The organism is Ruegeria sp. P8, from assembly GCF_056534665.1.
Window position 1 is genome coordinate 116,283 of record NZ_JBQERC010000001.1, and the last position, 23,546, is coordinate 139,828.

At 57.5% G+C, this 23,546-nt stretch carries 29 protein-coding genes; 16 read left to right on the top strand and 13 right to left on the bottom strand.

Going from position 1 to position 23,546, the window contains the following annotated elements; genetic code table 11:
- The first annotated feature begins 34 nt into the window (after nucleotides 1-34).
- A complete protein-coding gene (gene aspS, locus ACR0BZ_RS00575) occupies nucleotides 35-1,810 on the top strand; it encodes an aspartate--tRNA ligase (RefSeq protein WP_267364254.1) in 1,776 nt (591 codons plus the stop codon).
- Between the two features lie 180 nt (nucleotides 1,811-1,990).
- On the opposite strand, the gene ACR0BZ_RS00580 is transcribed toward aspS, so the two are convergent.
- Nucleotides 1,991-2,710, bottom strand: coding sequence for a response regulator (locus ACR0BZ_RS00580; RefSeq protein ID WP_480919169.1), 720 nt, complete (start codon nucleotides 2,708-2,710; stop codon nucleotides 1,991-1,993).
- A gap of 136 nt (nucleotides 2,711-2,846) precedes the next feature.
- Between ACR0BZ_RS00580 and mce the strand changes: the two genes are divergently transcribed.
- On the top strand, nucleotides 2,847-3,251 hold the full coding sequence (gene mce / locus ACR0BZ_RS00585) for a methylmalonyl-CoA epimerase (RefSeq protein ID WP_267364251.1): 405 nt from the start codon (nucleotides 2,847-2,849) through the stop codon (nucleotides 3,249-3,251).
- A 24-nt stretch (nucleotides 3,252-3,275) separates the two neighbouring features.
- Nucleotides 3,276-3,548, top strand: coding sequence for a DUF1467 family protein (locus tag ACR0BZ_RS00590; RefSeq protein WP_267364249.1), 273 nt, complete (start codon nucleotides 3,276-3,278; stop codon nucleotides 3,546-3,548).
- Between the two features lie 6 nt (nucleotides 3,549-3,554).
- Here the strand turns inward: ACR0BZ_RS00590 and ACR0BZ_RS00595 are convergent, their stop codons facing one another.
- Nucleotides 3,555-4,253, bottom strand: coding sequence for an EI24 domain-containing protein (locus ACR0BZ_RS00595; protein WP_480919170.1), 699 nt, complete (start codon nucleotides 4,251-4,253; stop codon nucleotides 3,555-3,557).
- The gene (locus ACR0BZ_RS00600) at nucleotides 4,250-4,828 is read right to left on the bottom strand and encodes a nitroreductase family protein (RefSeq protein WP_480919171.1); all 579 of its coding nucleotides are present in this window, start codon (nucleotides 4,826-4,828) and stop codon (nucleotides 4,250-4,252) included. Before ACR0BZ_RS00600 ends, ACR0BZ_RS00595 begins: the two co-directional genes overlap by 4 nt.
- Nucleotides 4,829-4,962: 134 nt before the next feature.
- Here ACR0BZ_RS00600 and ACR0BZ_RS00605 point away from each other — a divergent pair, with 134 nt between their 5' ends.
- Nucleotides 4,963-5,238, top strand: coding sequence for a DUF167 domain-containing protein (locus ACR0BZ_RS00605; RefSeq protein ID WP_480919172.1), 276 nt, complete (start codon nucleotides 4,963-4,965; stop codon nucleotides 5,236-5,238).
- Here ACR0BZ_RS00605 and ACR0BZ_RS00610 read toward each other — a convergent pair.
- Nucleotides 5,235-5,474, bottom strand: coding sequence for a hypothetical protein (locus ACR0BZ_RS00610; protein ID WP_267364243.1), 240 nt, complete (start codon nucleotides 5,472-5,474; stop codon nucleotides 5,235-5,237). The genes ACR0BZ_RS00605 and ACR0BZ_RS00610 overlap by 4 nt on opposite strands.
- Nucleotides 5,475-5,595: 121 nt before the next feature.
- Here ACR0BZ_RS00610 and ACR0BZ_RS00615 point away from each other — a divergent pair, with 121 nt between their 5' ends.
- The 5 genes from ACR0BZ_RS00615 to ACR0BZ_RS00635 all read left to right on the top strand — a co-directional run bounded on the left by ACR0BZ_RS00615 (nucleotide 5,596) and on the right by ACR0BZ_RS00635 (nucleotide 7,532).
- A complete protein-coding gene (locus ACR0BZ_RS00615; protein ID WP_480919173.1) occupies nucleotides 5,596-6,303 on the top strand; it encodes a M48 family metallopeptidase in 708 nt (235 codons plus the stop codon).
- Entirely contained in the window at nucleotides 6,300-6,668 is a 369-nt protein-coding gene (locus ACR0BZ_RS00620) for a YigZ family protein (protein WP_480919174.1), read from the top strand. Before ACR0BZ_RS00615 ends, ACR0BZ_RS00620 begins: the two co-directional genes overlap by 4 nt.
- A gap of 68 nt (nucleotides 6,669-6,736) precedes the next feature.
- Nucleotides 6,737-6,988 (top strand): DUF6455 family protein, encoded by a 252-nt coding sequence (locus ACR0BZ_RS00625; protein ID WP_267366457.1) that lies wholly within the window; start codon nucleotides 6,737-6,739, stop codon nucleotides 6,986-6,988.
- Nucleotides 6,989-7,002: 14 nt separating this feature from the next.
- Nucleotides 7,003-7,272 carry a DUF6455 family protein gene (locus ACR0BZ_RS00630; RefSeq protein WP_267366459.1) on the top strand — a complete coding sequence of 90 codons (270 nt, stop codon included), beginning with the start codon at nucleotides 7,003-7,005 and terminating at the stop codon, nucleotides 7,270-7,272.
- Nucleotides 7,272-7,532, top strand: coding sequence for a DUF6455 family protein (locus ACR0BZ_RS00635; protein WP_480539282.1), 261 nt, complete (start codon nucleotides 7,272-7,274; stop codon nucleotides 7,530-7,532). Before ACR0BZ_RS00630 ends, ACR0BZ_RS00635 begins: the two co-directional genes overlap by 1 nt.
- Here the strand turns inward: ACR0BZ_RS00635 and ACR0BZ_RS00640 are convergent, their stop codons facing one another.
- Nucleotides 7,533-7,775, bottom strand: a complete 243-nt coding sequence (locus tag ACR0BZ_RS00640) for a CDGSH iron-sulfur domain-containing protein (RefSeq protein WP_480773753.1) — start codon at nucleotides 7,773-7,775, stop codon at nucleotides 7,533-7,535. It lies immediately after the preceding gene.
- 226 nt (nucleotides 7,776-8,001) lie between these two features.
- Here ACR0BZ_RS00640 and ACR0BZ_RS00645 point away from each other — a divergent pair, with 226 nt between their 5' ends.
- Nucleotides 8,002-8,190, top strand: coding sequence for a hypothetical protein (locus tag ACR0BZ_RS00645; protein WP_209504738.1), 189 nt, complete (start codon nucleotides 8,002-8,004; stop codon nucleotides 8,188-8,190).
- Between the two features lie 137 nt (nucleotides 8,191-8,327).
- Here the strand turns inward: ACR0BZ_RS00645 and rimO are convergent, their stop codons facing one another.
- Nucleotides 8,328-9,716 (bottom strand): 30S ribosomal protein S12 methylthiotransferase RimO, encoded by a 1,389-nt coding sequence (gene rimO / locus ACR0BZ_RS00650; RefSeq protein WP_480546125.1) that lies wholly within the window; start codon nucleotides 9,714-9,716, stop codon nucleotides 8,328-8,330.
- 95 nt (nucleotides 9,717-9,811) lie between these two features.
- On the opposite strand from rimO, the gene ACR0BZ_RS00655 reads away from it, so the two are divergent.
- Nucleotides 9,812-11,767, top strand: a complete 1,956-nt coding sequence (locus ACR0BZ_RS00655; protein ID WP_480919175.1) for an AsmA family protein — start codon at nucleotides 9,812-9,814, stop codon at nucleotides 11,765-11,767.
- A 47-nt stretch (nucleotides 11,768-11,814) separates the two neighbouring features.
- Here the strand turns inward: ACR0BZ_RS00655 and ACR0BZ_RS00660 are convergent, their stop codons facing one another.
- The 4 genes from ACR0BZ_RS00660 to ACR0BZ_RS00675 are packed head-to-tail and all read right to left on the bottom strand — an operon-like array spanning nucleotide 11,815 to nucleotide 16,386.
- Nucleotides 11,815-13,311, bottom strand: a complete 1,497-nt coding sequence (locus ACR0BZ_RS00660; RefSeq protein WP_480919176.1) for a phosphomannomutase/phosphoglucomutase — start codon at nucleotides 13,309-13,311, stop codon at nucleotides 11,815-11,817.
- Nucleotides 13,312-13,326: 15 nt separating this feature from the next.
- The gene (kdsA, locus tag ACR0BZ_RS00665; protein ID WP_267364357.1) at nucleotides 13,327-14,160 is read right to left on the bottom strand and encodes a 3-deoxy-8-phosphooctulonate synthase; all 834 of its coding nucleotides are present in this window, start codon (nucleotides 14,158-14,160) and stop codon (nucleotides 13,327-13,329) included.
- A gap of 5 nt (nucleotides 14,161-14,165) precedes the next feature.
- Complete coding sequence (locus ACR0BZ_RS00670; protein WP_267364356.1) at nucleotides 14,166-15,749, bottom strand: capsule biosynthesis protein; 1,584 nt, start codon at nucleotides 15,747-15,749, stop codon at nucleotides 14,166-14,168.
- A complete protein-coding gene (locus ACR0BZ_RS00675) occupies nucleotides 15,727-16,386 on the bottom strand; it encodes an ABC transporter ATP-binding protein (protein ID WP_209504732.1) in 660 nt (219 codons plus the stop codon). The genes ACR0BZ_RS00670 and ACR0BZ_RS00675 overlap by 23 nt, the downstream gene beginning before the upstream one ends.
- A gap of 249 nt (nucleotides 16,387-16,635) precedes the next feature.
- On the opposite strand from ACR0BZ_RS00675, the gene ACR0BZ_RS00680 reads away from it, so the two are divergent.
- Both ACR0BZ_RS00680 and ACR0BZ_RS00685 read left to right on the top strand, forming a co-directional pair.
- Nucleotides 16,636-17,223 (top strand): uracil-DNA glycosylase family protein, encoded by a 588-nt coding sequence (locus ACR0BZ_RS00680; RefSeq protein WP_267364354.1) that lies wholly within the window; start codon nucleotides 16,636-16,638, stop codon nucleotides 17,221-17,223.
- Nucleotides 17,216-18,004 carry an SseB family protein gene (locus tag ACR0BZ_RS00685; protein WP_480919177.1) on the top strand — a complete coding sequence of 263 codons (789 nt, stop codon included), beginning with the start codon at nucleotides 17,216-17,218 and terminating at the stop codon, nucleotides 18,002-18,004. Before ACR0BZ_RS00680 ends, ACR0BZ_RS00685 begins: the two co-directional genes overlap by 8 nt.
- Nucleotides 18,005-18,063: 59 nt before the next feature.
- On the opposite strand, the gene yghU is transcribed toward ACR0BZ_RS00685, so the two are convergent.
- Nucleotides 18,064-18,942 (bottom strand): glutathione-dependent disulfide-bond oxidoreductase, encoded by an 879-nt coding sequence (yghU, locus tag ACR0BZ_RS00690; RefSeq protein WP_480482182.1) that lies wholly within the window; start codon nucleotides 18,940-18,942, stop codon nucleotides 18,064-18,066.
- 248 nt (nucleotides 18,943-19,190) lie between these two features.
- Between yghU and ACR0BZ_RS00695 the strand changes: the two genes are divergently transcribed.
- The gene (locus ACR0BZ_RS00695) at nucleotides 19,191-19,709 is read left to right on the top strand and encodes a YHS domain-containing (seleno)protein (protein ID WP_480475567.1); all 519 of its coding nucleotides are present in this window, start codon (nucleotides 19,191-19,193) and stop codon (nucleotides 19,707-19,709) included.
- 49 nt (nucleotides 19,710-19,758) lie between these two features.
- Here the strand turns inward: ACR0BZ_RS00695 and ACR0BZ_RS00700 are convergent, their stop codons facing one another.
- Both ACR0BZ_RS00700 and metF read right to left on the bottom strand, forming a co-directional pair.
- Nucleotides 19,759-20,424 carry a DnaJ domain-containing protein gene (locus ACR0BZ_RS00700; protein WP_480919178.1) on the bottom strand — a complete coding sequence of 222 codons (666 nt, stop codon included), beginning with the start codon at nucleotides 20,422-20,424 and terminating at the stop codon, nucleotides 19,759-19,761.
- 229 nt (nucleotides 20,425-20,653) lie between these two features.
- Nucleotides 20,654-21,520, bottom strand: coding sequence for a methylenetetrahydrofolate reductase [NAD(P)H] (gene metF / locus ACR0BZ_RS00705; RefSeq protein WP_480919179.1), 867 nt, complete (start codon nucleotides 21,518-21,520; stop codon nucleotides 20,654-20,656).
- 94 nt (nucleotides 21,521-21,614) lie between these two features.
- Between metF and ACR0BZ_RS00710 the strand changes: the two genes are divergently transcribed.
- Together ACR0BZ_RS00710 and ACR0BZ_RS00715 are read left to right on the top strand one after the other, a co-directional pair.
- Entirely contained in the window at nucleotides 21,615-22,520 is a 906-nt protein-coding gene (locus ACR0BZ_RS00710; RefSeq protein ID WP_480919180.1) for a LysR family transcriptional regulator, read from the top strand.
- Nucleotides 22,521-22,618: 98 nt separating this feature from the next.
- Nucleotides 22,619-23,404: an inositol monophosphatase family protein gene (locus tag ACR0BZ_RS00715; RefSeq protein ID WP_480919181.1), complete on the top strand. Its 786-nt coding sequence runs from the start codon at nucleotides 22,619-22,621 to the stop codon at nucleotides 23,402-23,404.
- The last annotated feature ends 142 nt before the right edge of the window (nucleotides 23,405-23,546 follow it).

The following is a 23,546-nucleotide window of genomic DNA, read 5'->3' on the forward strand; positions in this document are numbered from 1 at the left end:
CGCGACGAATTCTGCGCCCGAAGGGATATGATCCATGCACGCCTATCGCAGCCACACCTGCGCCGCACTGACCGCCGCTAATGTCGGTGAAACCGTTCGCCTGTCCGGTTGGGTGCATCGGGTCCGAGATCATGGGGGCGTCCTGTTCATCGACCTGCGCGACCATTTCGGCGTAACCCAGATCCTGTGTGACGGCGACAGCGCCGCTTTTGCTGCGCTTGAAAAGGTGCGTTCCGAATGGTGCATCCGCATCGACGGAACCGTCAAGGCGCGTGCCGCCGAACTGGTGAACCCGAAACTGCCCACCGGTGAGATCGAGGTTTACGTGCGCGAACTGGAAGTTCTGGGGGCCGCCGAGGAACTGCCGCTAATGGTGTTCGGCGATCAGGAATACCCCGAGGAAACCCGCCTGCGCTATCGTTACCTCGACCTGCGACGCGAGGCGATGCAGCGCAACATGACCTTGCGCTCGGACGTGGTGGCCTCCATGCGCAAGCGTATGTGGGATCAGGGGTTCCGCGAGTACCAGACGCCGATCATCACCGCGTCCTCACCCGAAGGCGCGCGTGACTTCCTTGTGCCGTCGCGCCTGCATCCGGGTAAGTTCTACGCGTTGCCGCAAGCCCCGCAGCAGTTCAAGCAGCTGATTATGGTGTCGGGTTTCGACAAGTATTTCCAGATTGCGCCCTGCTTCCGCGACGAAGACCCGCGCGCCGACCGCTCACCCACCGATTTCTACCAGCTTGACCTCGAGATGTCCTTTGTCGAGCAGCAGGACGTGTTCGACACGATCCAGCCCGTTCTGACCGGTGTGTTCGAAGAGTTCGGTGGCGGTCGCAAGGTCGATCAGGACTGGCCGCAGATTTCCTACAAGGATTCGGCTCTGTGGTACGGCACGGACAAGCCCGACCTGCGGAACCCAATTAAGATGCAGGTGGTTTCCGACCACTTCCGCGGGTCTGGTTTTGCGATTTTTGCAAAGCTGCTCGAACAGGAAGGCACCGAAATTCGCGCTATCCCCGCGCCAACCGGTGGCAGCCGCAAGTTCTGTGACCGCATGAACGCCTTTGCCCAGAAAGAGGGTCTGCCCGGTATGGGCTACATCTTCTGGCGCGATCAGGGCGAAGGGATGGAAGCCGCAGGCCCGCTGGCCAAGAACATCGGCCCCGAGCGGACCGAGGCTATCCGTCAGCAATTGGGTCTGGGTGTCGGCGATGCGGCGTTTTTCCTGGGCGGCAAGCCGAAAGCCTTTGAAAAGGTTGCAGGCAAGGCGCGCGATGTGATCGGCGACGAGCTTGGGCTGACCGAGAAAGACCGCTTTGCCTTTGCCTGGATCGTTGATTTCCCGATCTACGAGCAAGACGAAGAAACCGGCGCGATCGACTTTGAGCACAACCCGTTCTCGATGCCGCAGGGCGGCATGGAAGCGCTACAGGGCAATCCGCTGGATGTGCGCGGGTATCAGTATGACCTCGCGTGCAATGGATATGAGCTGGTGTCGGGTGCGATCCGGAACCACAAGCCGGAAATCATGCTGAAGGCCTTTGAACTGGCAGGCTATGGCGAGGATGAAGTGAAATCCCGCTTTGGCGCTCTGTTCAACGCCTTCCACTACGGTGCGCCGCCGCACGGTGGCTGCGCCGCTGGGATCGACCGGATCGTGATGCTGTTGGCGGATGAGGCCAATATCCGCGAGGTCATGATGTTCCCTATGAACCAGCGGGCCGAAGATCTGATGATGGACGCACCTTCAGACCCGACCTCGGATCAGCTGATGGAACTGGGCTTGCGCCTCATCCCGCAGGACTGAACGAGAGCCGCCCGCATTCAGCGGGCGGTTTCATTTTGGTGCCGGTGCGTATTCGCCGGTCAGTCCAGTGGGTTGTTCAAATCGCCTCGGTTGACACGAATTGAGCGTGCAGTCTGCCGTGTTTGGCGATAGGCCCAGATGCACAGAAGCGTTGCAGTGATGAAATAAGCTGCAATCACGTCAAATCGCCTTTCTTTGTTCCAAACGGTTCTGCACCATGCCGGCGACCTGCGCTGCCTGCGCCGTGATCGGTGCGCCGTTCGCCCGTGACAGCGCCAGCTTTCGGGCGGCTTCTGCCAACGGTCTGTCATCGGCTTCCCGTGCGACCCCTTGCAGAAACTGGGCGGCGTAATCCCATGTGCGATGATCGTTGGGCCCGGTAAGGACATCGGCGATATGCGCCATGTCGTCCTGATAAGCCATCGGGTCGGGTCGGATGACTTCGTCGCGAACCGAGTGGAACCCGCTTGGGCGTCGATCTTCGGGCAGGCGCTCCAGAATGGACTTCTGAAAATAAGACAATGATTTTATCGGCTTGGACAGAAATCCATCCGCCCCGGCTGCATGCGCCAGACCTTCGGTAGCGTCATCGCCCGACAGGCCCATGATCACGCTGATCCGTGGTGAAGCTTCGGCCAGTTCGGCGATCAGGTCAGCTCCGGACCCGTCGGGCAGGCCCATATCGACCAGAATGACCGAGGGGCGATAGATCTGCAGGTGTCGCCGTGCCGATTTCAGGCAGTCAGCGCGTCGGATGCGTGCGCCGCTGTGCAGGCACATCAGGCGGATCGCGTCGCAGGCATATCGGCTGTCTTCAACAACCAGAATTGTCTGTCCCAGCAAGGGCCGCGTTGCGGTGGGCGTGGCGGCGGTGGTGGCAATGAGGCCCGAATCGTCCATGGCAGCTCTCCTATCCAGCAGATGCTTCACGCTAGGAACTTCTGGCTAACACGACGTTAACGCGCGATTTGGCGCACTTGTCCTTTTGCAGAGCAGCCCCCATAACCCACGCAACGCAGGACATCAGGAGTGAGACATGATTGGGCGTCTGAACCACGTTGCCATCGCCGTACCCGACCTTGAGACGGCATCCGAACAGTACCGCAATGCGCTGGGCGCTAAGGTTGGCGCGCCGCAGGACGAACCGGATCATGGCGTCACGGTTGTGTTCATCGAACTGCCCAACACCAAGATCGAACTTTTGTACCCGCTGGGCGACGACAGCCCTATCAACGGGTTTCTGGAAAAGAACCCGGCAGGCGGTATTCATCACGTATGCTATGAGGTCGAAGACATCATCGCCGCCCGTGATCATTTGAAAGCGACCGGTGCCCGTGTTCTGGGGTCGGGGGAGCCCAAGATCGGCGCGCATGGCAAGCCGGTGCTGTTCCTGCATCCCAAGGACTTCAACGGCTGCCTTGTCGAGCTGGAACAGGTATGATCCGCAAAATCCGGAGGGGCTGAAGTGACCATTACTGCTGCATTGGTGCTGTTTGCCGTCATCTGGTTCATGACGTTGCTAGTGGTTTTGCCCATTCGCATCAAAACTCAGGGTGACCTGAACGATATCGTTCCGGGCACCCATGCGGGTGCGCCGGAAGTCCATCATCTGAAGGCAAAGATGTGGATCACCACCGCCATTGCTGTGGTTTTGTGGGCTATCATTGCCGGCATCATCATTTCCGGTGTGATTTCAGTGCGGGACTTCGACTGGCTGAACCAACTGGAGCCGCGCTAATCTGTGTCAGACCTTTTGGCCTGACACAGCATGAAAAACATGGGTGAATGTCGCCGCGCCAAAGATCGGGATCACCAGATTCAACAGCGGTATCGACAGCGGAATGGCCATCAGGGTTCCAGCGACCCAGATCGTGGTCGAATGCCTGGCTCGCAATTGGCGTGCGCCATCCCGTCCGATCCGGCGCATTGCAGCCAGCGTGAAGTATTCCCGCCCCAACAGGAACCCGTTCATGGCCCAGAAGATGAAGGGCGCAAACGGGGTGAAGATCGCATAGAGGATCAGCGCCAGCAGGTTCGCGACAATCAGCACGCCAAGAAAGCTGAGGCCGTCCAACAGGGCTTCTGACACCGGGATGCGTCGTGCATTCGGCAAGGCTGGAAAGTGCTTGTCCTCGACCGCCTGTGCCACCTCGTCCAGAAAGATCGATGTGATGGCTGACGCCACCGGCACCATCAGGAAAACAGGCAGGATCAGGACGAGAACGATACCTGAATAGTTCAGAACGTCGTTCAGCCACGGAACAGCTCCGACAAATGGCAGCGAGATTTCACTGCCCGACAACCAGTTGATCAACCTGATCGCACCCGCACAGGCGAGACCCAGCAACAGGATGGTCAAACCTACACCGCGCAGCAGAACGGCGCGGAATTTGGGGTCTCCGATCTGGCCGAGCGCGCTGAAAAAGGCGTTCAGGATGATCATTCTGTGATCCATTCCGTCAAGGCTGCCACATCGGGCCGCGGGCGTTCGGGTGGGGCTGTTCCCTCGGTGGCGATATGTATCAGCCCGGCGACACGTTCGTTGTCGGCAAGCCCAAAGGCGTCAACGCAGAAGTCGTGGTCATGGGTTTGCCAACCCGTTAGCCAGTTTGCGCCCCAGCCTGCGGCCAGCGCGGCATTCAGCAGGGCCAGACAGACCGCGCCCGCAGAATAGGTTTGTTCGATCGCGGGTATTTTCTCGGACGGTTTTTGTACTTCGATCACGGCTACGGCCAGATGCCCCATGTCGAACTGGCTGCGCGCTTTTGAAATATCTTCCGGACTTTTGTTCAGCCGTTGCCCGCAGGCCTCGGTCAGGGTTGCCAACCGTGCCATGGCCCCCTGTTCCAGAACGATAAATCGCCAGGGTTCCAGTTTTCCGTGATCGGGGCTGCGTGCGGCTGCGGTCAGCAGGGGGCGCAATTCGTCCCGTGTCGGAGCCGGGGCAACCAGTGTCTTGGCGGGTCGGGATCGGCGCGACTGCAAAAACTCCAGAGCAGCGGGGTTTTTCATGGACATATGTTAACTTCCTTTACATCACGTCTCTGTATCTTGGTCGGCATGCCGAGGGTTTCAAGGGCGCGGCGACGGATCGCGTGGATCAATTTCATTCCACTGCCCATCATGCAAGACTATTGAGGGAAAGGGCCACAATGGTGAAATCCAAACTACGAGATCTGCCGGATCTCAGCGCGCAGGCGCACGCCGGGGCAACGTTTCATCTGAAAGTTACACCCAAGGCCGCGCGCGACCGGGTGGTCGTGAAAGACGGGGAGATCAGGGTATTTGTCACGGCACCGCCTGACAGCGGCAAAGCCAACCATGCGGTTCAGGTGATCCTTGCGAAATGTCTTGGCGTTGCCCCTTCGACACTGACACTCAAGCAGGGGCAAACCGCGCGCAACAAGGTGTTTGTCTATGTGCCCTAAGGCCCCGTTTCACGGATCTGGTAAACACCCTCGGGCAGGTCCAGCGCTGCGGCCAGATCGCGGACCTGTTCGGGCGACAAGGTGATCTTTTGCACCTGGTCGGTTCGCGGATCAAACTGTTCCAGCGTGACGCATTCGGCGAAATTGTTGATCACAACATCCTCTTGCAAAGGTTTTTCACCTTCGTCCACAAGCGTTATGACCGTTGAGTCGAATTCATGTTCAATCGAAAACATAAGGACAGAGTGCAAGCCGTCGACGCGCAATGCAAGACGTTCGTTTCAAAGCATTGTGTGGTCACTCTGAACAGCACGTACTATGTTGAAATCACGGTCAGACCGAGCCGAAGGATGTAACATGCGCAGACGCTTTGTTTTGGTGCTTCCCCTGCTTCTTGCGGCCTGTGCGGAAGGTGGATTGCGCGTGCAACCTGCTGCGGATTGGCTGGGTGAAGGGCCGGGTTCTGAGGATGTTGCCCAGACCTTTCGCGAAGTCAGTCAGAACATCGGGGCCGAGGCCCGTAGCCAGTGCTTGAAGCAATCAAGACCTCAGAGATGCGATTTCCGGATTCTCGTTGATCTGAACCCACGTGCGCCGGCCAATGCGTTTCAGACGTTGGACGACCAGCGGCAACCCACCATCATTTTTACCCTTGCGATGATCCGTTCCGCGCAAAACGCAGACGAACTGGCTTTTGTCATGGGGCATGAGGCGGCCCATCACGTGCTGGGGCACATCGCACGGCAAAGCGAAAATGCCAGCGCAAGCGCCACCGAGTTCGGAAAGGCCGAGAAGCTGCGCGGGGGCGACGCCGCCGATATAGAAGAGGCTCAGAAAGTGGGTGCGCAAGTTGGTGTTCAGGCTTATGTAAAGGCTTTTGAGCTTGAAGCTGACGAGATGGGCACGATCATTACGCATAATGCGGGCTACAACCCGCTGATCGGGGCAAAGTTCTTTGATCGGATTCCGGATCCCGGCGACAGGTTTCTTGGTACCCACCCGCCAAATGCGCAGCGCGTGCACATCGTGCTTGAAACCGCGACGCAACTGGGACTGACGCAATGACCGATCTTGTGCGCCTTGGCGTGATTTTGACGGATCGCGGGTCGAAATATGCGGTATCTGGCGCGCCTGTGGCGTCACGCGCGGACGTTGACGCGGTTTTGGACCAACTGAAGTCCGATAAATCCTATGCCAAGGCCACACATAACACCTGGGCCGCCTTTTTGCCGACCGGCGCGCTGAAGGCTGATGACGGGGAGAGCGGCGCTGGTATGGTAATCCTGCGGATGATCGAACGTGCAGGGCTGGACAATCACGTGATCATCGTCACCCGATGGTACGGAGGCAAAAAGCTGGGCGGGGACCGCTTTCGCCGCGTTCAGGATGCAACCCGGGCCTATCTGGATCACATCGGCATCCAATCTTGACCTGTGTCAAAGTCTGACGCCCCGGATGCGCTACGATTTCGCAAAGCGCGAAAGTGAAAGGATACAGTATGCCCACCCGAGAGTCCTTGCGGCTTCATGCCGGATTGGTGGACGATATGGCGAGAATGCTGGACATCGATCTTGAGGAAGCAGCCATTGGCGGCAAGCTATCTGTCGACCAGATTTCTGACGCAGTTCTGCGATGTACCGATTGTCCGAACCCGGATCATTGTCAGGATCTGCTTAAGAAAATGGCGACCGCTGGGCGGACACCTGAATATTGCCGTAACCAGGAGTTACTGCACAAATTGATGCCTTAACTGTCAGGTTCGCCATGCCACGTCTTGGTGAAATCATGGCCCATCTTCGTTTGGTGTTGCGGATGGGTGAGGTCACAGGAACCGACCTGGCCGCAGCCTATCGGGACGGTCACCTGAAACATGAGGATTGGGCCGAGATCGTGCAGCAATGCCGAGGCTGTGCCTGGGCCAGAACCTGCCCTGAGTGGCTGGAACGGCGCGAACAGATTGATCATGCCCCATGCACATGCCCGAACCGTGAGCGTTTCAAGGCCATCAAAGCTTTGCAAGCGGAGGACGCGTGATGCCTCGGGATATTCTCGGTGAGGTCGAAAAGCACTTTTGGTTGACGCGCTCTGTCTCGCGAAGCATGGGAATTTCACTGAGCGAAGCCATGGCCGAAGGGCGGCTTTCGCCCGAAGAATACGCCGAACTGGTCACCCGCTGTCGCGCATCGGGCTGTGATGCGCAATGCACCAGCTGGCTGGCTCAGCGGCAGCATCCAGCGGATACGGCCCCGGATTTCTGTGCAAATTCAGAGACACTGAACCGATTAAAAGGCTGATCAAAGGTCTTTATGCGTTCCATCGCATAGCGGCGCGTTTGCACTGTGTTTGCACCCGCAAAAGAAGACCTTTTTGCTGGTCTCGGCCGTGTATTTCACCGGTTCGAACCCACTGCCTTTATGTGAGCCATCGCAAAAGGGTTGGCGGTTCGATTTTCCACACGCGCACCAGAAATAGGTTTTCCCTTCGACAACCTCGACTGAAAAAGGGGTTTTCTGGGCAATAACGGGTGTGTCTGACATGTGGCTTCTCCGTCTTTGGCTGAAACGTCGCACAGTTTAGGACGATGCAGACAAAAAGGTAGCTGTAATGCCGCAAGGATCATCATTTGGGCTTCGAACTGGCATGGAATCGCTCTTCCTCACGAGGAAGTGACCGTTTCAGTTGCCAGATTGCCGTTCAGCCCGTACTCTGGAAACGGCCCGAAAAGCTGGGCAATATCAGAAAAGTAATAGAGGATTGACGGACATGAAACTGAAACTTGCAGCCGTTGGCGCATTTGCTCTGGTCCTGACCGCTTGTGCGCAGCAGGAAGAACCGACCCCTGTTTACGTACAACCCGACTACGACAAGTATGGCTCGGCCAGCTGCTCGGCAGGCTATGAACTGGCAACAACCGAAGCAGGTCAGACTGTCTGCAACCCGGTTTCTCAGTAAGCTTATCGCAGGCGGTCTGATTGCGGACCGCCTGCACCATTTTCAGGAATTATCGCCGCCATTCATGGCGGTTTTTTTCTACCTGCGCTGTACGGGGTAACTATTCACCCGAGGGCATTATGGGCAGGTTACTGGCGTCAAACGGGTTTCCCCCACAGATCGTATTCCCCCGCCTCGTCCACTTCGACCGTGACGATATCGCCGGGTTTGAGGCCTTCGAAGCCCTCGTCAATGAACAGGTTACCGTCGATCTCGGGCGCGTCCGATTTGGTGCGGCAGGTGGCGGCTTCGTCATCCACTTCGTCAACGATTACTTGAAGCGTTTGTCCGACTTTAGCTTGCAACTTGGCATCTGAAATGGCCTGAGCCTTTTCCATGAAGCGATCCCACCGCTCTTGCTTGATTTCGGCCGGGACATGATCAGGCAGGTCGTTTGAGCGCGCACCATCCACGTTTTCGTATTGAAAACAGCCGACACGATCCAGTTGCGCCTCGTCCATCCAGTCCAGCAGGGTTTGGAATTCGGCCTCGGTCTCACCCGGGTAACCGACGATAAAGGTCGAACGCAGGGTGATATCGGGACAGATTGCGCGCCAGGCCTGAATTTCGTCCAGAGTTTTGGCCGCTGCGGCGGGGCGGGCCATCCGTTTCAGAACATCCGGGTGGGCGTGCTGGAACGGGATATCCAGATAGGGCAGTATGTTGGACCCGGCGTCCGCCATCAGCGGGATCAACTCGCGCACATGCGGATAGGGATAGACATAGTGCAGCCGTACCCAGGCATCCATCTGACCCAGTTCTCGGGCCAGATCGGTGATGTGGCTGCGCACCTCGCGGTCTTTCCACGGGTTCACATCGTATTTCCGATCCAGCCCATAGGCCGAAGTATCCTGCGAGATCACCAACAGTTCACGCACGCCATTTTCGACCAGCTTTTCCGCCTCGCGCAGAACCGCATGGGCCGGACGGCTGGCCAGTTTTCCCCGCATATCGGGGATGATGCAGAACTTGCATTTGTGGTTACAGCCCTCGGAGATTTTCAGATAACTGTAGTGGCGGGGGGTCAGTCGAACGCTGCTGGCGGGCAGCAGATCGACGAACGGGTCAGGGTCAGGGGGAACGGCGGCGTGAACCGCATCCAGTACCTGTTCGTACTGATGCGGACCGGTGACCGCCATGATGCGGGGGTGGTGTTCGCGGATGTAATCCGGTTCGGCCCCCAGACAGCCGGTGACGATGACCTTGCCGTTTTCAACCAGTGCCTCTCCGATTGCGTCCAGCGATTCCGCCTTGGCGCTGTCGAGGAACCCGCAGGTGTTCACAATGACGGCATCGGCCCCGGCATAATCGGGCGAAATGCCGTATCCTTCAGCACGAAGCCGGGTCAGAATGCGTTCGCTGTCGACCAAAGCTTTTGGACAGCCCAGCGACACCATGCCGATCGTCGGCTGGTTTGAACGGGGTGTCTCGGTGATCCGGGCGGCCGGAGCCAGGTCAGGGCGGAGGTTTGGCGGGTTCGTCGTCATGGCGCGGCATATAGTGGGGAAAGCTTCCCCTTGCAAATGTGACGTGCGATTTGAATGATCGCGGTAAAGACAAGCCAAAAGGCGGAGAGCAGATCATGAAATGGCTGATACGCATCCTGTTTATTGTTGTGGCGGTGGTTGGGCTGGTCATTGGCGCGCTATTGCTGATGCCCGGCGACAAGCTTGGCGCGATTCTGGCCGAGCAGGTCAAAGCCCAGACAGGGCGCGAACTGACATTGAGCGGCGATGTGCGCCTGTCGTTCTGGCCGGTGCTGGGTATGGAAACCGGGCCGGTGCGTTTTGGGAACGCCAGCTGGGCCGGGCCAGAGCCGATGCTGAGCGCTGATAGCCTTGCCGTGGGCGTGGATGCTGCTGCGCTTTTGAATGGGGATCTGCGGATCAAACGCGTTTTCGCGGAAAACCCGGTGCTGCGGCTGGAGCGTTCGCAAGGGCGCGGAAACTGGGAGCTGAGCGCGCCTGTGACCACCGCGACTGCCACACCGTCTGCGGGGACGGTTCCGGCAGGCGCATCGTCGGCCGTAACTTTGGAAGAGTTGCAGCTAAATAATGCGCGACTGATCTATGTGGAAGACGGTGCCACGCAGATGGATTTTCCTGATGTCACCTTGTCGGCCAGTTGGCCTCAGGTCACTGCGCCGATGGTAATGGAAGCATCAATGCCTGTACCCGGAGGTGCTGTTCAGGTTGATTTGAAGATCCCGGACTTGCCAACTTTTGCCGCAGGGTCCGTAACCGCGCTTGAACTGGCCCTGACTGCACCGGGTGGTGAGATAGGCTTTGACGGCCACGTCAATCTGGCCGGAGAGATGGACGGGACCACAAAGATCACCACCCGAGATACGGAAAAGATGCTGGCGGCCTTCGGTCAGGCGGGTGTGGCTGTGCCGTGGGGATTGGGTAACGTTGCCGATATCTCTGCACAAATGACCTATACGCGGGACGGTCGGATTTCCCTGCGGAGCATGACAGCGCAGTTGGATGGCAACCAGTTCGTCGGAGAGGCGGATATCACCATTTCCGATCCCCCTCAGATCGTCGCACGGTTGGATGCGGGCGATCTTGACCTGTCAAAGATATCCGAAACCGGCGCCGGGTCGGGTGGCGCGTCTCAACCTGCGTCACCAGTTCAGGAAGGCTGGTCAAAAGACCCAATCGACGCATCCGCATTGGCTTTGGCGAATGGAAATATTCGCCTGACGGCCAACTCAATCGCGGTTCCCGGCATGACCTTTGGGAAAAGTGACCTGACGCTGACACTTGATCGCGCGCGGGCGGTTCTTGCCATGCATCCCGCGACGTTGTTTTCGGGTCAGTTGAATGGGCAGGTGGTTGCCAACAATCGCAATGGCCTGTCCGTGGGCGGCAAGGTGACGGCAAGTGAGATTGATCTGAAACAGGCGTTGTCGACACTGGCCGGGGTCGAACGCCTGTCGGGAAGCGCGGCAGGAACCGTTGAGTTTCTGGGTGTAGGTCAGTCTGAGGATCAGATTATGCATTCTCTCAGCGGTAAGGGAAATCTGGATGTCGGGACGGGGGTAATATCCGGTTTCGATCTGGATCGACTTATGGGGCAGGGGACCGGATCAGGCGGGACGACTGTGTTCAACAGCCTGTCGGCCAGCTTCGCCATCGATCAGGGTGTGTTGACGAATAACGATCTGCTTATGTCGCTCAAGAATTTTCGCGCCGATGGTCAGGGGATCGTGGGGCTGGGTGCGCGCAATATCGATTATCTGTTCACGCCCGTAGCTTTGCGGGCCAATTCGGGGCAGGGCATATCGGTGCCTGTGCGTATCGTTGGCCCGTGGAGCAACCCGTCAATCAAGCCGGATCTGACCAAGGTCATCGAAGCGGCGGCAGATGTGAAGGTCAAAGAGCTGGAAAACGACGCGAAACAGAAAGTTTTCGAGAAGGTTCGAAACGAGCTGGATACCACCATCACGGACAGCGATCAGATCGAAGATGCGCTCAAGAACAAGCTGGAAGAAGAGGCGAAGAAAGGGCTGCTCAAACTGTTTGGCGGAAACTGAGCAAGTATTGCGCTTGGGGCAATCAGATATGCCCCAAGCAGTTTTCTTCAGATGGTTTGATCGTAGTCTCCAACACCGGGTTCGGTTCGGATCACCGCATCAATATCGGCAAAGATCGCACGCATCTCAGCTTCGCTTTCGCTGCTTTCACACACGACCACCAGATTGGGTGTGTTGGATGAAGCCCGCACCAGCCCCCAACTGCCATTGTCCAGAATGACACGTGCGCCGTTCACCGTAACGACCTCCTTGATCGCACGACCAGCGAAAGTCTCATTAGCCTCGCTTTTGGCAACCAGCTTGTCGACCAGACGCTGCAGGATATCGTATTTTTCGGTATCTGCTGCATAAGGTGACATCGTGGGCGTCGACCAGGTCTTGGGCAGCGCCTTGCGCAGGTCGGACATGCTTTGATCGGGGTTGCGGTCCATCAGTTTGCAGATCTCGACCGCGACGCGCATTCCGCAGTCATAACCGCGCCCCACCGGTTCGGCTAAAAAGTAGTGACCTGACTTTTCGAACCCAGCCAGCGCACCGATTTCCTTGACGCGCCGTTTCATGTGGCTGTGGCCAGTTTTCCAGTAATCCGCCTTGACGCCAAGGGCCTGCAACTCGGGATCGCTGGCAAACAGGCCGGTGGATTTCACATCAGCGACAAAGGTCGATCCGGGGTGCAGCTTGGCCAGATCGCGGGCCATGATCACACCCACCTTGTCGGCAAAGATCTCTTCGCCTTCATCATCGACGACGCCACAGCGATCACCGTCACCATCAAACCCAAGTGCCAGATCGGCACCGCTGGATTTTACCGTTGCCGCCATGTCATGCAGCATTTCCATCGCTTCGGGGTTCGGGTTGTAGTTTGGGAAAGTGTAATCCAGCCGGTTATGGCTGGGGACGACCTCAACCCCCATACGTTCGAAGATCTCGGGCGCAAAGGCCGAAGCGGTGCCGTTTCCGGTTGCGCAGACAACCTTTAGCGGGCGGGACATTTTGAAATCGCCGACGAGGTCGTCAATATAGGCTTCTTTCACGCCCTCGACGAATTCCCAAGATCCACCCTCATGCGTCTGACCTTCGCCGTTCAGAACGATGTCGCGCAATTCAGACATCTCGTCGGGGCCGTGTGTCAAAGGACGGTCAAAGCCCATTTTTACACCGGTCCAGCCGTTTGGATTGTGGCTGGCCGTAACCATCGCCACGGCCGGTACATCCAGATGAAACTGTGCGAAATAGGCCATCGGGCTAAGCGCAGGGCCAATATCTTTCACGCGGATACCGGCCTGCATCAATCCCAGGATCAGGGCGTTTTTGATCGCCAATGAGTAATCACGGTAGTCATTGCCGACAGCGATCACGGGCTCGATCCCGCGCCTGCGCATTTGAGTACCCAGCCCAAGGCCCAGCGCCGTCATGCCCGGCAGGTTGATCTCTTCCGGATATTTCCAGCGGGCGTCATATTCGCGAAACCCGGTGGGTTTGATCATCGCGTCACGCAGAAAGCTCCAGGTATTTGGTGTTACCTCGGGAATTGGTTTGGTCATAACAAGTCTCAGTCGTTAAATCTGAATAGGATCAGCTTTGGCCAGCGCATCAAAGCGCATCAAAGTGTCAATGAGTTGGGGCATCTGATCCAACGGAATCATGTTGGGCCCGTCCGAAGGAGCATTGTCCGGATCCTGGTGTGTTTCAATGAACACCGCGCCAATACCCAGCGACACGGCGGCGCGCGCCATGACCGGAGCAAATTCGCGTTGCCCACCCGAGGAGCCACCTTTTCCACCCGGTTGCTGCACGGAATGGGTCGCATCCATCACCACCGGGTATCCGGTCTGGGCCATTTGCGGCAGGGACCGCATATCAGCCACCAGCGTGTTATAGCCGAACGAAGTGCCACGTTCGGTCAGCAGGATATTCGTGTTGCCTGTGCTTTCGATCTTGGACACGATATTGGGCATCTCCCACGGCGCAAGAAACTGACCCTTTTTCACATTAACCACTGCGCCCGTATTGCCCGCAGCCAGCAGCATATCCGTCTGGCGGCACAAAAACGCCGGGATTTGCAGGACATCTACCGCCTCGGCAGCTATGGCGCACTGCGCTTCGGTATGAACATCGGTCAGGACCGGTATGCCCATTGTCTTGCGGATACTGTCCAGAACCTGCAACCCCGCATCAATGCCCATGCCGCGCTTGCCGGACAGCGAGGTCCGGTTCGCCTTGTCATAAGATGCCTTGAAGACATATTGCGCGCCGGCTGCATCGCAGGCCTCTTTCATCTTGCCAGCAATCATCTGTGCGTGGTCTGCCGTTTCAAGCTGGCAAGGGCCTGCAATGATGGTCAGCGGAAGGTCGTTGCCGACTGTCAGGTCGGAGATTTTTACATGTTTCATGAGTCTTATGAGGATACCTGTTCACGAAGGACCGACGCGGTAAGCGAGATCATGAGGTAGATACCAGCAAACAACAGGAATGCCAAAATCGTATTTTCGAACTTGCGCGGATAGCTGGGTTCCTGACTTGGGATCGGGTTCACCGAGACGGTCAGGTAACGCACCTGCCGGTTAGCTTCGGATCGGGTCGATTCCATTTGCTGCATTGCCGTTTGCAGCATCATGTCCCGTGCCGCCAGATCCGCCTGAGCGATCTGGATGCGCACGCTCAACCGCGCCAGCGAATTTTCGCCATCGGAAGCATCCTGCATCTCGGCATTTAGTTGTTCCAGCACCTTTTCAAGCCGGGCAATGTCAGCCTTGACGCCGTCGACCTTGGCTTTGTTCGGACGCAGGTTGTCTTGCAGGGCGGCAAGTTCAAGCTCTTTGTCCTGCACCAATATCTCGATCTCGTTGATGCGGGCGCGCAGGCTGGCAATGACATTCTCGGGGTCCAGCACCGCCCCTTGAAGCTGAAGCTCGATCAATTCCTCCTGCGCCTGCCGCCGCGCCTCCTGCGCCGCTTCAAAGCTTTCCAATGCGTCGCGCATCTGGTCTTCGCGCTTCTTGCCGGACAGGGCATTCACCCGATCTTCGGCGTAAGAGATCAAACGCTCCGAGAACTCGGTCGAGGTCTGTGCGTCTGGTGCAACAACCTCCATCCGGATGACCCCTTCGGTTGGATCATACCCGATTGTGATCATGCGTTTGAACAGCTTGTATGCGTCTTCCAGCGTGGCGTCGGGTGATAGCCTTTGAATCGGATCAATCACTTCCTGCTTGAAGACATCAGAAAAACCGGCGTCCCGATCCAGCAGTAACAAAGCCTCTTTCGATTCCAGGAAAGATTGAACCGAGATTGAATCTTGCGTGGTGGCGAATTGCGTTCCAGCGAGCAGCCCGCCGATGGAACCCGGCCCGCCATCGGCTTGCAGGATCAGAAACTCGGAATCGCTGGCATACATCGGGGTGGCGATGCGATAGAAATAAAACCCCACAACAAAGGTCGGAAGGAACACAAAGGCGGCCAGACGCGCGAACAGGCCAAACAGTTTACGCCTGCGTCGGCGCGCGATGTCCTTCTGAATCTGACCGATTTCAAGGTTCCGCCGCTCAGCCGGGCTGAGCTCGGGTCCCGGAAGGTTTGGCGTGCTTGCGCCTATGGATTGCGGCAACTGAATGCTGATCTTGTCTTTGACCTTCGAACTGTCGCCCTGTCCCGAGGGCTTTGCCGCGGCAAGATCAAGAAGGTTCGTGCGCTGAAACGGATCAATGCCTTTCTTGCGCAGCAAGCGCACCGCATCATAGTCCGATGTTGCCGCCAGTCCGTGTTTCTGCGCGAGTTTACGCGCAATACGCAACTGGCGGCCTGTCAGGCCTTCGCGCTTGATGTCGTCAATTTGCGTGCCTGGCTGGGCCTCGGCCGCCGGTGCCTGACCTTGCGTCGCGCCCCGTATGCGCGAGATTGCATCCGCTCGCGCCTCGGCCGAATCGTCCACCTGTCGATTGCTGCGCCAGTTGTACTTTCTAACCTTGGGTTTCGTAGTCATATAGCTGCTTTGCCTCTTCCAAGGAGTCAAACATGTACAATTGCCCGTCCAGCAGAACGGCGGCCTGCTGCGCGAATTTTTCCAAAACAGTCGGGCTGTGCGACACGATCACCAATGTCGTGGTGCGCAACCTTTCCTTCAGGATCGCCCCTGCCTTCTCGTTGAATTCAACATCTGTAGACGCCGGCATCCCTTCATCGACAAGATACATGTCGAAATCCAGCGCCAGCATCAAAGAAAACGTGAATCGAGACCGCATCCCCGAAGAATAGGTGGACAGCGGCTGTTCGAAATATTCACCCAAACCGCAGAGCCATTTGCAATACGCCTCAACATAGTCCGGATCCATGCCGTAAATCTTGGCGATGTATCGCGCGTTCTCAAGCGCCGACAACTTGCCGGTTACACCCCCGGTGAAACCCATGGGGAACGAGACCCGGCATTCGCGGCGGATCACACCCTCGTCGGGTTTTTCCAGACCGGCCATCATGTTGATCAGCGTGGTTTTGCCAGTACCATTCGGGGCCAGAACGCCCAGCGACGTGCCCAGTTCGACACGGAACGAGACCCTGTCCAGGATCACCTTGCGGCGCGTCCCGGTCCAGAAGGACTTGCTGACATTGTCGAACTCTAGCATTCGGGGCCTGCTGCTCGTTTCCGTTGTGTCGCCGCGCTTTCAGGCGGTCAGAAAGGATGGTTTTTACCAATCCATGTTGGCTACATTATGTCGAATTATGAAACAAATGTTCAATGCGTTGCTGCCAAACCCGCAAACAACTGATCGGTTGTCGGCAATTCCGCTGCACTTCTGGTAATCTGCCGCACCTTTATTATGTGGTTTCACACCTGATCCTTGCAAAACAGCTTTGGGAGGTTTTGCAACAAGATGAAAGATTTAGATGGCGAAATCCGCGCGTGCCGCCTGTGCGCCGCGTCCTTTGCGCAAACCAAAACTGCCCATGAACCCCGCCCGGTGGTTTGGTTTCGGCGCGGGACACCCATCCTGATCGCAGGGCAGGCACCGGGTGCGCGCGTGCACGAGTCGGGGCAGCCCTTTACTGACCCGTCAGGCGATAGGCTGCGCCACTGGCTTGGGGTCGATGAACCTGTTTTTTATGATCGTGACCTTGTGTCGATTGTGCCCATGGCATTCTGTTTCCCCGGCTATGATGCCCGCGGCGCGGACCTTCCTCCGCCCGCGATATGCGGCAAAACCTGGCATGACAGGGTGATGCAGGAACTGGGGCAGGTGCCGTTGACGGTGTTGGTCGGTGGTCATGCGCATAAATATCATCTGGGCGCGCGAGGGTCGGTGACGGATACCGTTCGGAACTGGCAGGACCATGCGCCGCGGGTCTTTGCCTTGCCTCATCCGTCCTGGCGGAATACGGCATGGGTAAAGAAAAACCCGTGGTTCGAGGCAGAACTGCTGCCGGTTCTGCGCGCGCGGGTCCAAGAGGTGCTGAATGACTGAAACCACAGCGTTGGACACGGCGCATGCCGCGATGCTGGCAGATCCGCAGAACGATGCTGCCCGTCTGCGGTTTTTTGAACGGCTTGCAGATAGTGAGCTGTTTTTGATGCTGACCGAGGAAGCGATGGGCGAAAACATCTCGCCCGAGGTGTTCGATGTGGCCGACGGGCGCTTTGTGTTGGCGTTCGACCGCGAGGAACGATTGGCGCAGTTTGCCGGGAGGCCTGTGCCTTATGTTGCGCTGTCGGGGCGTGTGTTGTCGGGGATGCTGGCGGGGCAGGGTATCGGGCTGGGCCTGAACCTGGAAACTGCGCCATCATCCATGCTGGTGCCTGCCGAGGCCTTGGGCTGGCTGGCCGAAACGTTGCAGCATGGCCCGGAAGAGGTCGAGGAAAAGCTGGCCGAGTTCATGCCTCCCGCCGGTCTGCCGGACAGCCTGTTGACCGCCCTTGATGCAAAGCTGGCAACTGCTGGCGGGCTTGCCAGTGCAGCCTATCTGGTCGCCACGAAATCCGAGGCGGGTGCTCAGGGTCATTTGCTGGGGTTTGTCGGTGCAATCGAAGGGGCCGAGCCCGCCCTGGCCAAAGCAGCTTCGGAGGCGCTGACGTTTTCGGGGATCGAAGCAGGGGCGATAGATGTCGGGTTCTTTGCCACAGATGACGCCGCTGCCGCGCTGCTGGCGAAGACGGGGCTTCGCTTTGACCTGCCCGAACCGCAGGTTGCAGATCTGGTACGCGAGGTTCCGGGCAGCAATCCCGCGAAACCGCCAATTCTGAAGTAACGACCAAAAGGCAAACACGCGGCGCATATTGCGCCGCGTGGTACCAGGATCGGACGCTGCTATTCCGCAGCAGCTTCCAGTTTGTCCTGCGTACGTGTTTCGAAATCGCTGGCGTCGTGACGCTCGTGAAGCTGTGTGTGCGGCTCGCCAAAGGCGCGGTTGACCATACGGCCACGCTGAACCGCAGGTCGTGCGTCAATCGCTTTGGCCCAGCGCACCACGTTCTTGTAGGATTCCGCGTCAAGGAACTCTGCCGCGCTGTACAGTCGGCCCAGAACCAGTTGACCGTACCACGGCCAGATCGCCATGTCGGCAATGGTATATTCCTCGCCCGCGATATAGGTCTTGTTCGCCAGTTCCCTGTCCAGAACGTCCAGCTGGCGTTTTGCCTCCATCGCAAAGCGGTTGATCGGGTATTCCCACTTTTCGGGCGCGTAGGCGTAGAAATGGCCAAACCCGCCACCCAGATAAGGGGCGCTGCCCATTTGCCAGAATAGCCAGTTCATGACTTCGGTCCGTTCCGGCCCGGACGCGGGCAGAAACTCTCCAAACTTCTCAGCCAGATGAAACAGGATCGAGGCACTTTCAAACACCCGAACCGGCTTGTCGCCAGAGCGATCCCAAAGGGCCGGAATTTTCGAGTTTGGGTTGGCCTCGACAAACCCTGAACCGAACTGGTCGCCATCGCCGATGTTGATCAGCCAGGCGTTGTATTCAGCACCTTCGTGACCCAATGCCAGCAACTCTTCCAGCATTACCGTGACTTTGACACCGTTGGGCGTGGCAAGGGAATACAACTGCAAAGGGTGACGTCCAACCGGCAAGTCCTTGTCATGGGTTGCTCCGGCAATAGGTCGGTTAATGTTGGCGAACTGTCCGCCACTTTCACTGTCCCATGTCCAGACTGCTGGTGGGGTATACGAAGATTGGTCGCTCATTTCTTGCCTTTCATGCCTTTGTCCGGGCCGCGTTCGATGCAGTCTTACAGGTAGTGTTGCAATCCGCCGAGTCCAACCCAGCTTTTCCGGCATAATTTGTAATAATCCGCGACCAAACTCTCACGTTTGCTCGAGAGGGGTCACAGCGGCGCGAGGAGGGCTACGAACAGAATGGGAATCGCATATTGTTTTGCCAGACCTGCCATCACGGCGTCACCGATACCGCTGGAACGAAAAGGATAAACTACATGAAACGCTTTGCTTTGACCTTTGCTGCGGCCATGGCCCTGGCCGTTCCGGCATTTGCCGGGCCGCAATATATTGACGGCACAGGGTTTGCCGTCTCGGGGTATGATGTTGTCGCCTATCGCAACCTGGATCAGGTACCGGTAGGTCAGCCACAGCACGAAGGCGTGCGTGGCAATGCCAGCATTACTGCCGAATACAATGGTGCAACCTGGGCATTCTCGTCCGAGGAAAACCGCGACAAATTTCTGGAAAACCCGGCCTATTATGCGCCGCAATATGATGGGCACTGCGCCTATGGCGTGTCGCGCGGTGGCAAGGTTCCGGCAAACCCGAACTTGTGGCGGATCGTTGACGACAAGCTGTATCTCAACATCACGGATGTGGTCGTCGGGTTCTTCGAAGAAGACATTCCGGGCAACATCAACCTTGCTGAAGGCAACTGGCCGGGTATCGAGCCGTCTGACGCCTCGACCAGCGTGATCCCGAAATTTACCTCGGAAGGTCCGGTGAAAAACTGACCTGGCCGCAAATGCACAAAGCCCGGCTTAACCAGCCGGGCTTTTTCGTTCAGCCTGCAAGCCAGAATTGATCCCGTATCGCCTGATCCGCGTCAAACCGGATCCTGACGCTCTTGGCACCCGGAAACTTGCTTTCGCGGATAGTATCGGGAATGACAACTTCCCCGGCGCCCGTATCGCTGGATTGAAAGCTCAGGATTTCCGCTGTGGTGTGCCGCGCACTGGTCAGAACGGTCGTTGGCAAAGCCACACGATTTGCGCCCTGATTGACCGGTGTCGTGACAAAGTAAGTCAGGTGCCGCCCATAGCATCCGACCGCGTCGGGGACATGGTCAGCAACACCGCTGCCACATTTGGGTTGAATACCAGGCTGACTGTTCATATGCGACAGCACTTGCCCGGGATTCAGCATTGCCTCACAGGCGGCAATATCCTCTTGCGGAAGCTCGATGATACGTCTCTTCAACCGTGCCCGACGTGGTTGTGGCGGGCCAGCAGCAGCACCGCCCTTTGTCGCCAGCCCTTCTTTGCGCAGAAAATCATAGGCTGCCTTGGCGCGTGAAAACCCGGAACTGTCGCCTTCCTTGTGATCAGGATGCGTGTGAAAGGCGATGTGACGCCAGGCCTCTCGTATTTCACTGGAATTGGCAGACGGGTTCAGGCCCAGATCTGCCAGGGCATCCGTGCGTGCCCTAACCTTATCGACAGGTTCCATACTCAAAACACTCATTAAAAACTACACAGCCCTAGTGTTGCCGAGGGCATGGTTTTGTCAAATTTCATGGTTGATTGAGAGGGAAGCTGACAACAATCGCGATGCGAGGATTCCATTGTTCCGCAAAGGTGTGAATTCGCGGATACGACTGTGAAACAGGTCACGCATAAGAAAAGGAAAACGCCCGGGAAAATTCGTAACCCGGGCGAATCATTGGGTTTTTCAGTTGTCAGGCGACGTTTTGAAGATCGACTTGTGGCGTAATCCCAAGGGCAAAGCACACATCGCGCGTCAATTCCGGGCGGTTGAGGGTATAGAAATGCAGCTTGTCCACGCCACCTTCGATCAGGTCCGAGCACAACTCGGTGCAGATCGCAGTTGCCAGCAGATCCTCACGCCCGTCGCGCACGGCCTTTTCAAAGGCTTGTTCGACCCAATCGGGAATATGCGTGCCGCAACTTCTGGCGAACTTGCGCGCACCTGCCCAGTTTTCTATCGGCAGAATGCCCGGAACGATCGGTTTGTCGATACCCGCCTTTGCGCAGGCATCACGGAAACGGAAGAAGGTTTCGGCCTCGAAAAAGAATTGCGTCAGCGCTTCGTCAGCGCCCGCGTCAAGTTTGGCCTTCAGCCAATCCACGTCTGCTGACATGTCGGCGGCTTCAGGGTGCATGTCAGGATAAGCCCCGACACGGATGCTGAACATTTCGGTTTCAGCCAGCGCCTCAATCAACTCAATCGAACTGTTAAAGCCTTCGGGGTGCGGTACGAACCGATCATGCCCTTTTGGCGGGTCGCCCCGCAGGGCCACGATGTCCTGCACGCCCGCACGTGCGAATGTGTCGGCGATCTCCAGCGTTTCCTGCCGCGAAGCGTCAACACAGGTCAGATGCGCAGCGACGTTCAAACCAGAGGATTTATGCAGGGTTGCGACCGCGTCGCGCGTCAGTTCCCGAGTCGTACCGCCTGCACCGTAGGTGACGGAAACAAAACGGGGCTCCAGCGGTGCCAATGTCTGGACCGTATCCCAAAGGCGGAAAGAAGCCTCCAGAGTTTTGGGCGGAAAGAACTCGAATGAAATTTCGGGTTTGGACATGGCTGCCTCACTGGATCAACTGACTATCTTGTGCCATGACGGGCATTGTGAGACAAACTCATATTATTCAACAACAACATGAACGATACTTGAGATGCACATTGAATTCCGCCACCTGCGTACCATCAAGGCGATCCATGAATGCGGTGGGTTGGCGCGCGCTGCCGACCAGTTGAACATCACTCAATCCGCATTGAGTCATCAGATCAAAGGGTTGGAGGATCAGGCCGGGGTCGAGCTGTTTCTGCGACGTTCAAAGCCGATGAAGCTGTCAGCCGCCGGTTTGCGTCTGCTGCGGTTGGCCGAGCAGATCCTGCCGCAGGTCGAGGCGGCACAGAATGAGTTTTCATCGCTGCGGGACGGGCGTACCGGGCGGATGCATATCGCCATCGAATGCCACGCGTGTTTCGAATGGCTGTTTCCGGTTCTTGAATCCTTCAGGAAATCCTGGGGCGACGTGGATGTCGATATCCGACCCGGTCTGGCCTTCGACGCCCTGCCAGCCTTGCAGAAGGAAGAGGTTGATCTGGTGGTCTCATCCGATCCCGAAGACCTGCCGGGTGTCGAGTTTGTGGAGCTGTTTGACTACAACCCCGTCTTTGTCGCTGCATCAGCCCATCCACTGGCGGAAAAAGCCTATGTCGAGGCTGAGGATTTCCGAGGCCAGACCCTGATCACCTACCCGGTGGAACGCACACGTCTGGATGTGTTCAGCCAATTGTTGATCCCTGCACGGGTCGAACCCGCCTCGATCAGGCAGGTGGAACTGACAGCTGTCATCCTGCTTCTGGTGGCCTCAAACCGAGGCATCTCGGTTCTGCCGGATTGGGTCGTGCGCGAGGTCAAATACAACTCGGACTATGTGACCCGCCCCCTGACCAAAGAGGGGATCACGCGTCGCCTTTATGTAGCGGTCCGATCAGAAGATCTGGACAAGCCCTATGTGCAGGAACTGGTGAAACTGGCCCGCGAAGAGGCGCGCAAGCTGCAATCCCGGTAGAGGCGTTTTCTGCGGGTCTGTTATGCACATCATTCCTCTTGGCAAGGAAGCCTTGCGGCAGTATACGCGCGGTTTGACCGGACAGGAGCCTTTTTACAATGGTTGGCAGTGCAAATCTCAACATCATGATCAAGGCCGCGCGCAAGGCGGGGCGTTCTTTGGTCAAGGATTTCCGTGAAGTCGAGAATCTGCAGGTGTCGATGAAGGGCGCGGGCGATTTTGTGTCTAAGGCCAATATCGCGGCCGAAGCCATCCTGAAGGACGAGTTGCTGGGTGCGCGCCCGACCTATGGCTGGCTGGCTGAAGAGGGTGGCTCCATCGACGGAGAAGACCCGACCCGCCGCTGGATCGTAGATCCGCTGGACGGCACCACCAATTTTCTGCATGGCCTGCCGCACTGGGCGATTTCCATCGCGCTGGAGCACAAAGGCAAGATCGTAGCCGGCGTGATCTATGACGCCGCCAAGGATGAGATGTTCTTTGCCGAAAAAGGCGAGGGCGCGTGGATGAACGACACCCGAATTCGAGTGTCGGGGCGTCACCGCATGATAGAATCGATCTTTGCAACCGGCCTGCCCTTTGGGGGTCGTTCTGACCTGCCTGCAACCCTGCAGGATCTGGCGCGTCTGATGCCCGCTTGCGCCGGTGTGCGCCGTTGGGGTGCTGCGGCGCTTGACATGGCATATGTGGCTGCGGGCCGGTACGAAGGCTTCTGGGAACGCCGCCTGAACGCGTGGGATGTCGCCGCCGGTATCATCATCGTGAAAGAGGCTGGCGGCTTTGTGCAGGCCCTGAACCCCGAGGGTAACGCGCTGGAAGATGGTGAAGTGATCTGCTCGAATGAACCGATCTTTGATCAATTCGCCAAAGTGATCCGGGGCTGATCGCCCACAGGCGCTAACTTAAGCGATCCATAAATCAGTCTTGCTCTGTTTTGGAAGGCGTAAGACTGGTTTCAATCCCGAGTTAAAGGGCCGGAGCGGGCTTGTTTCCGTTCATGGTGATGTAGTTGACATTTGGGTGGCC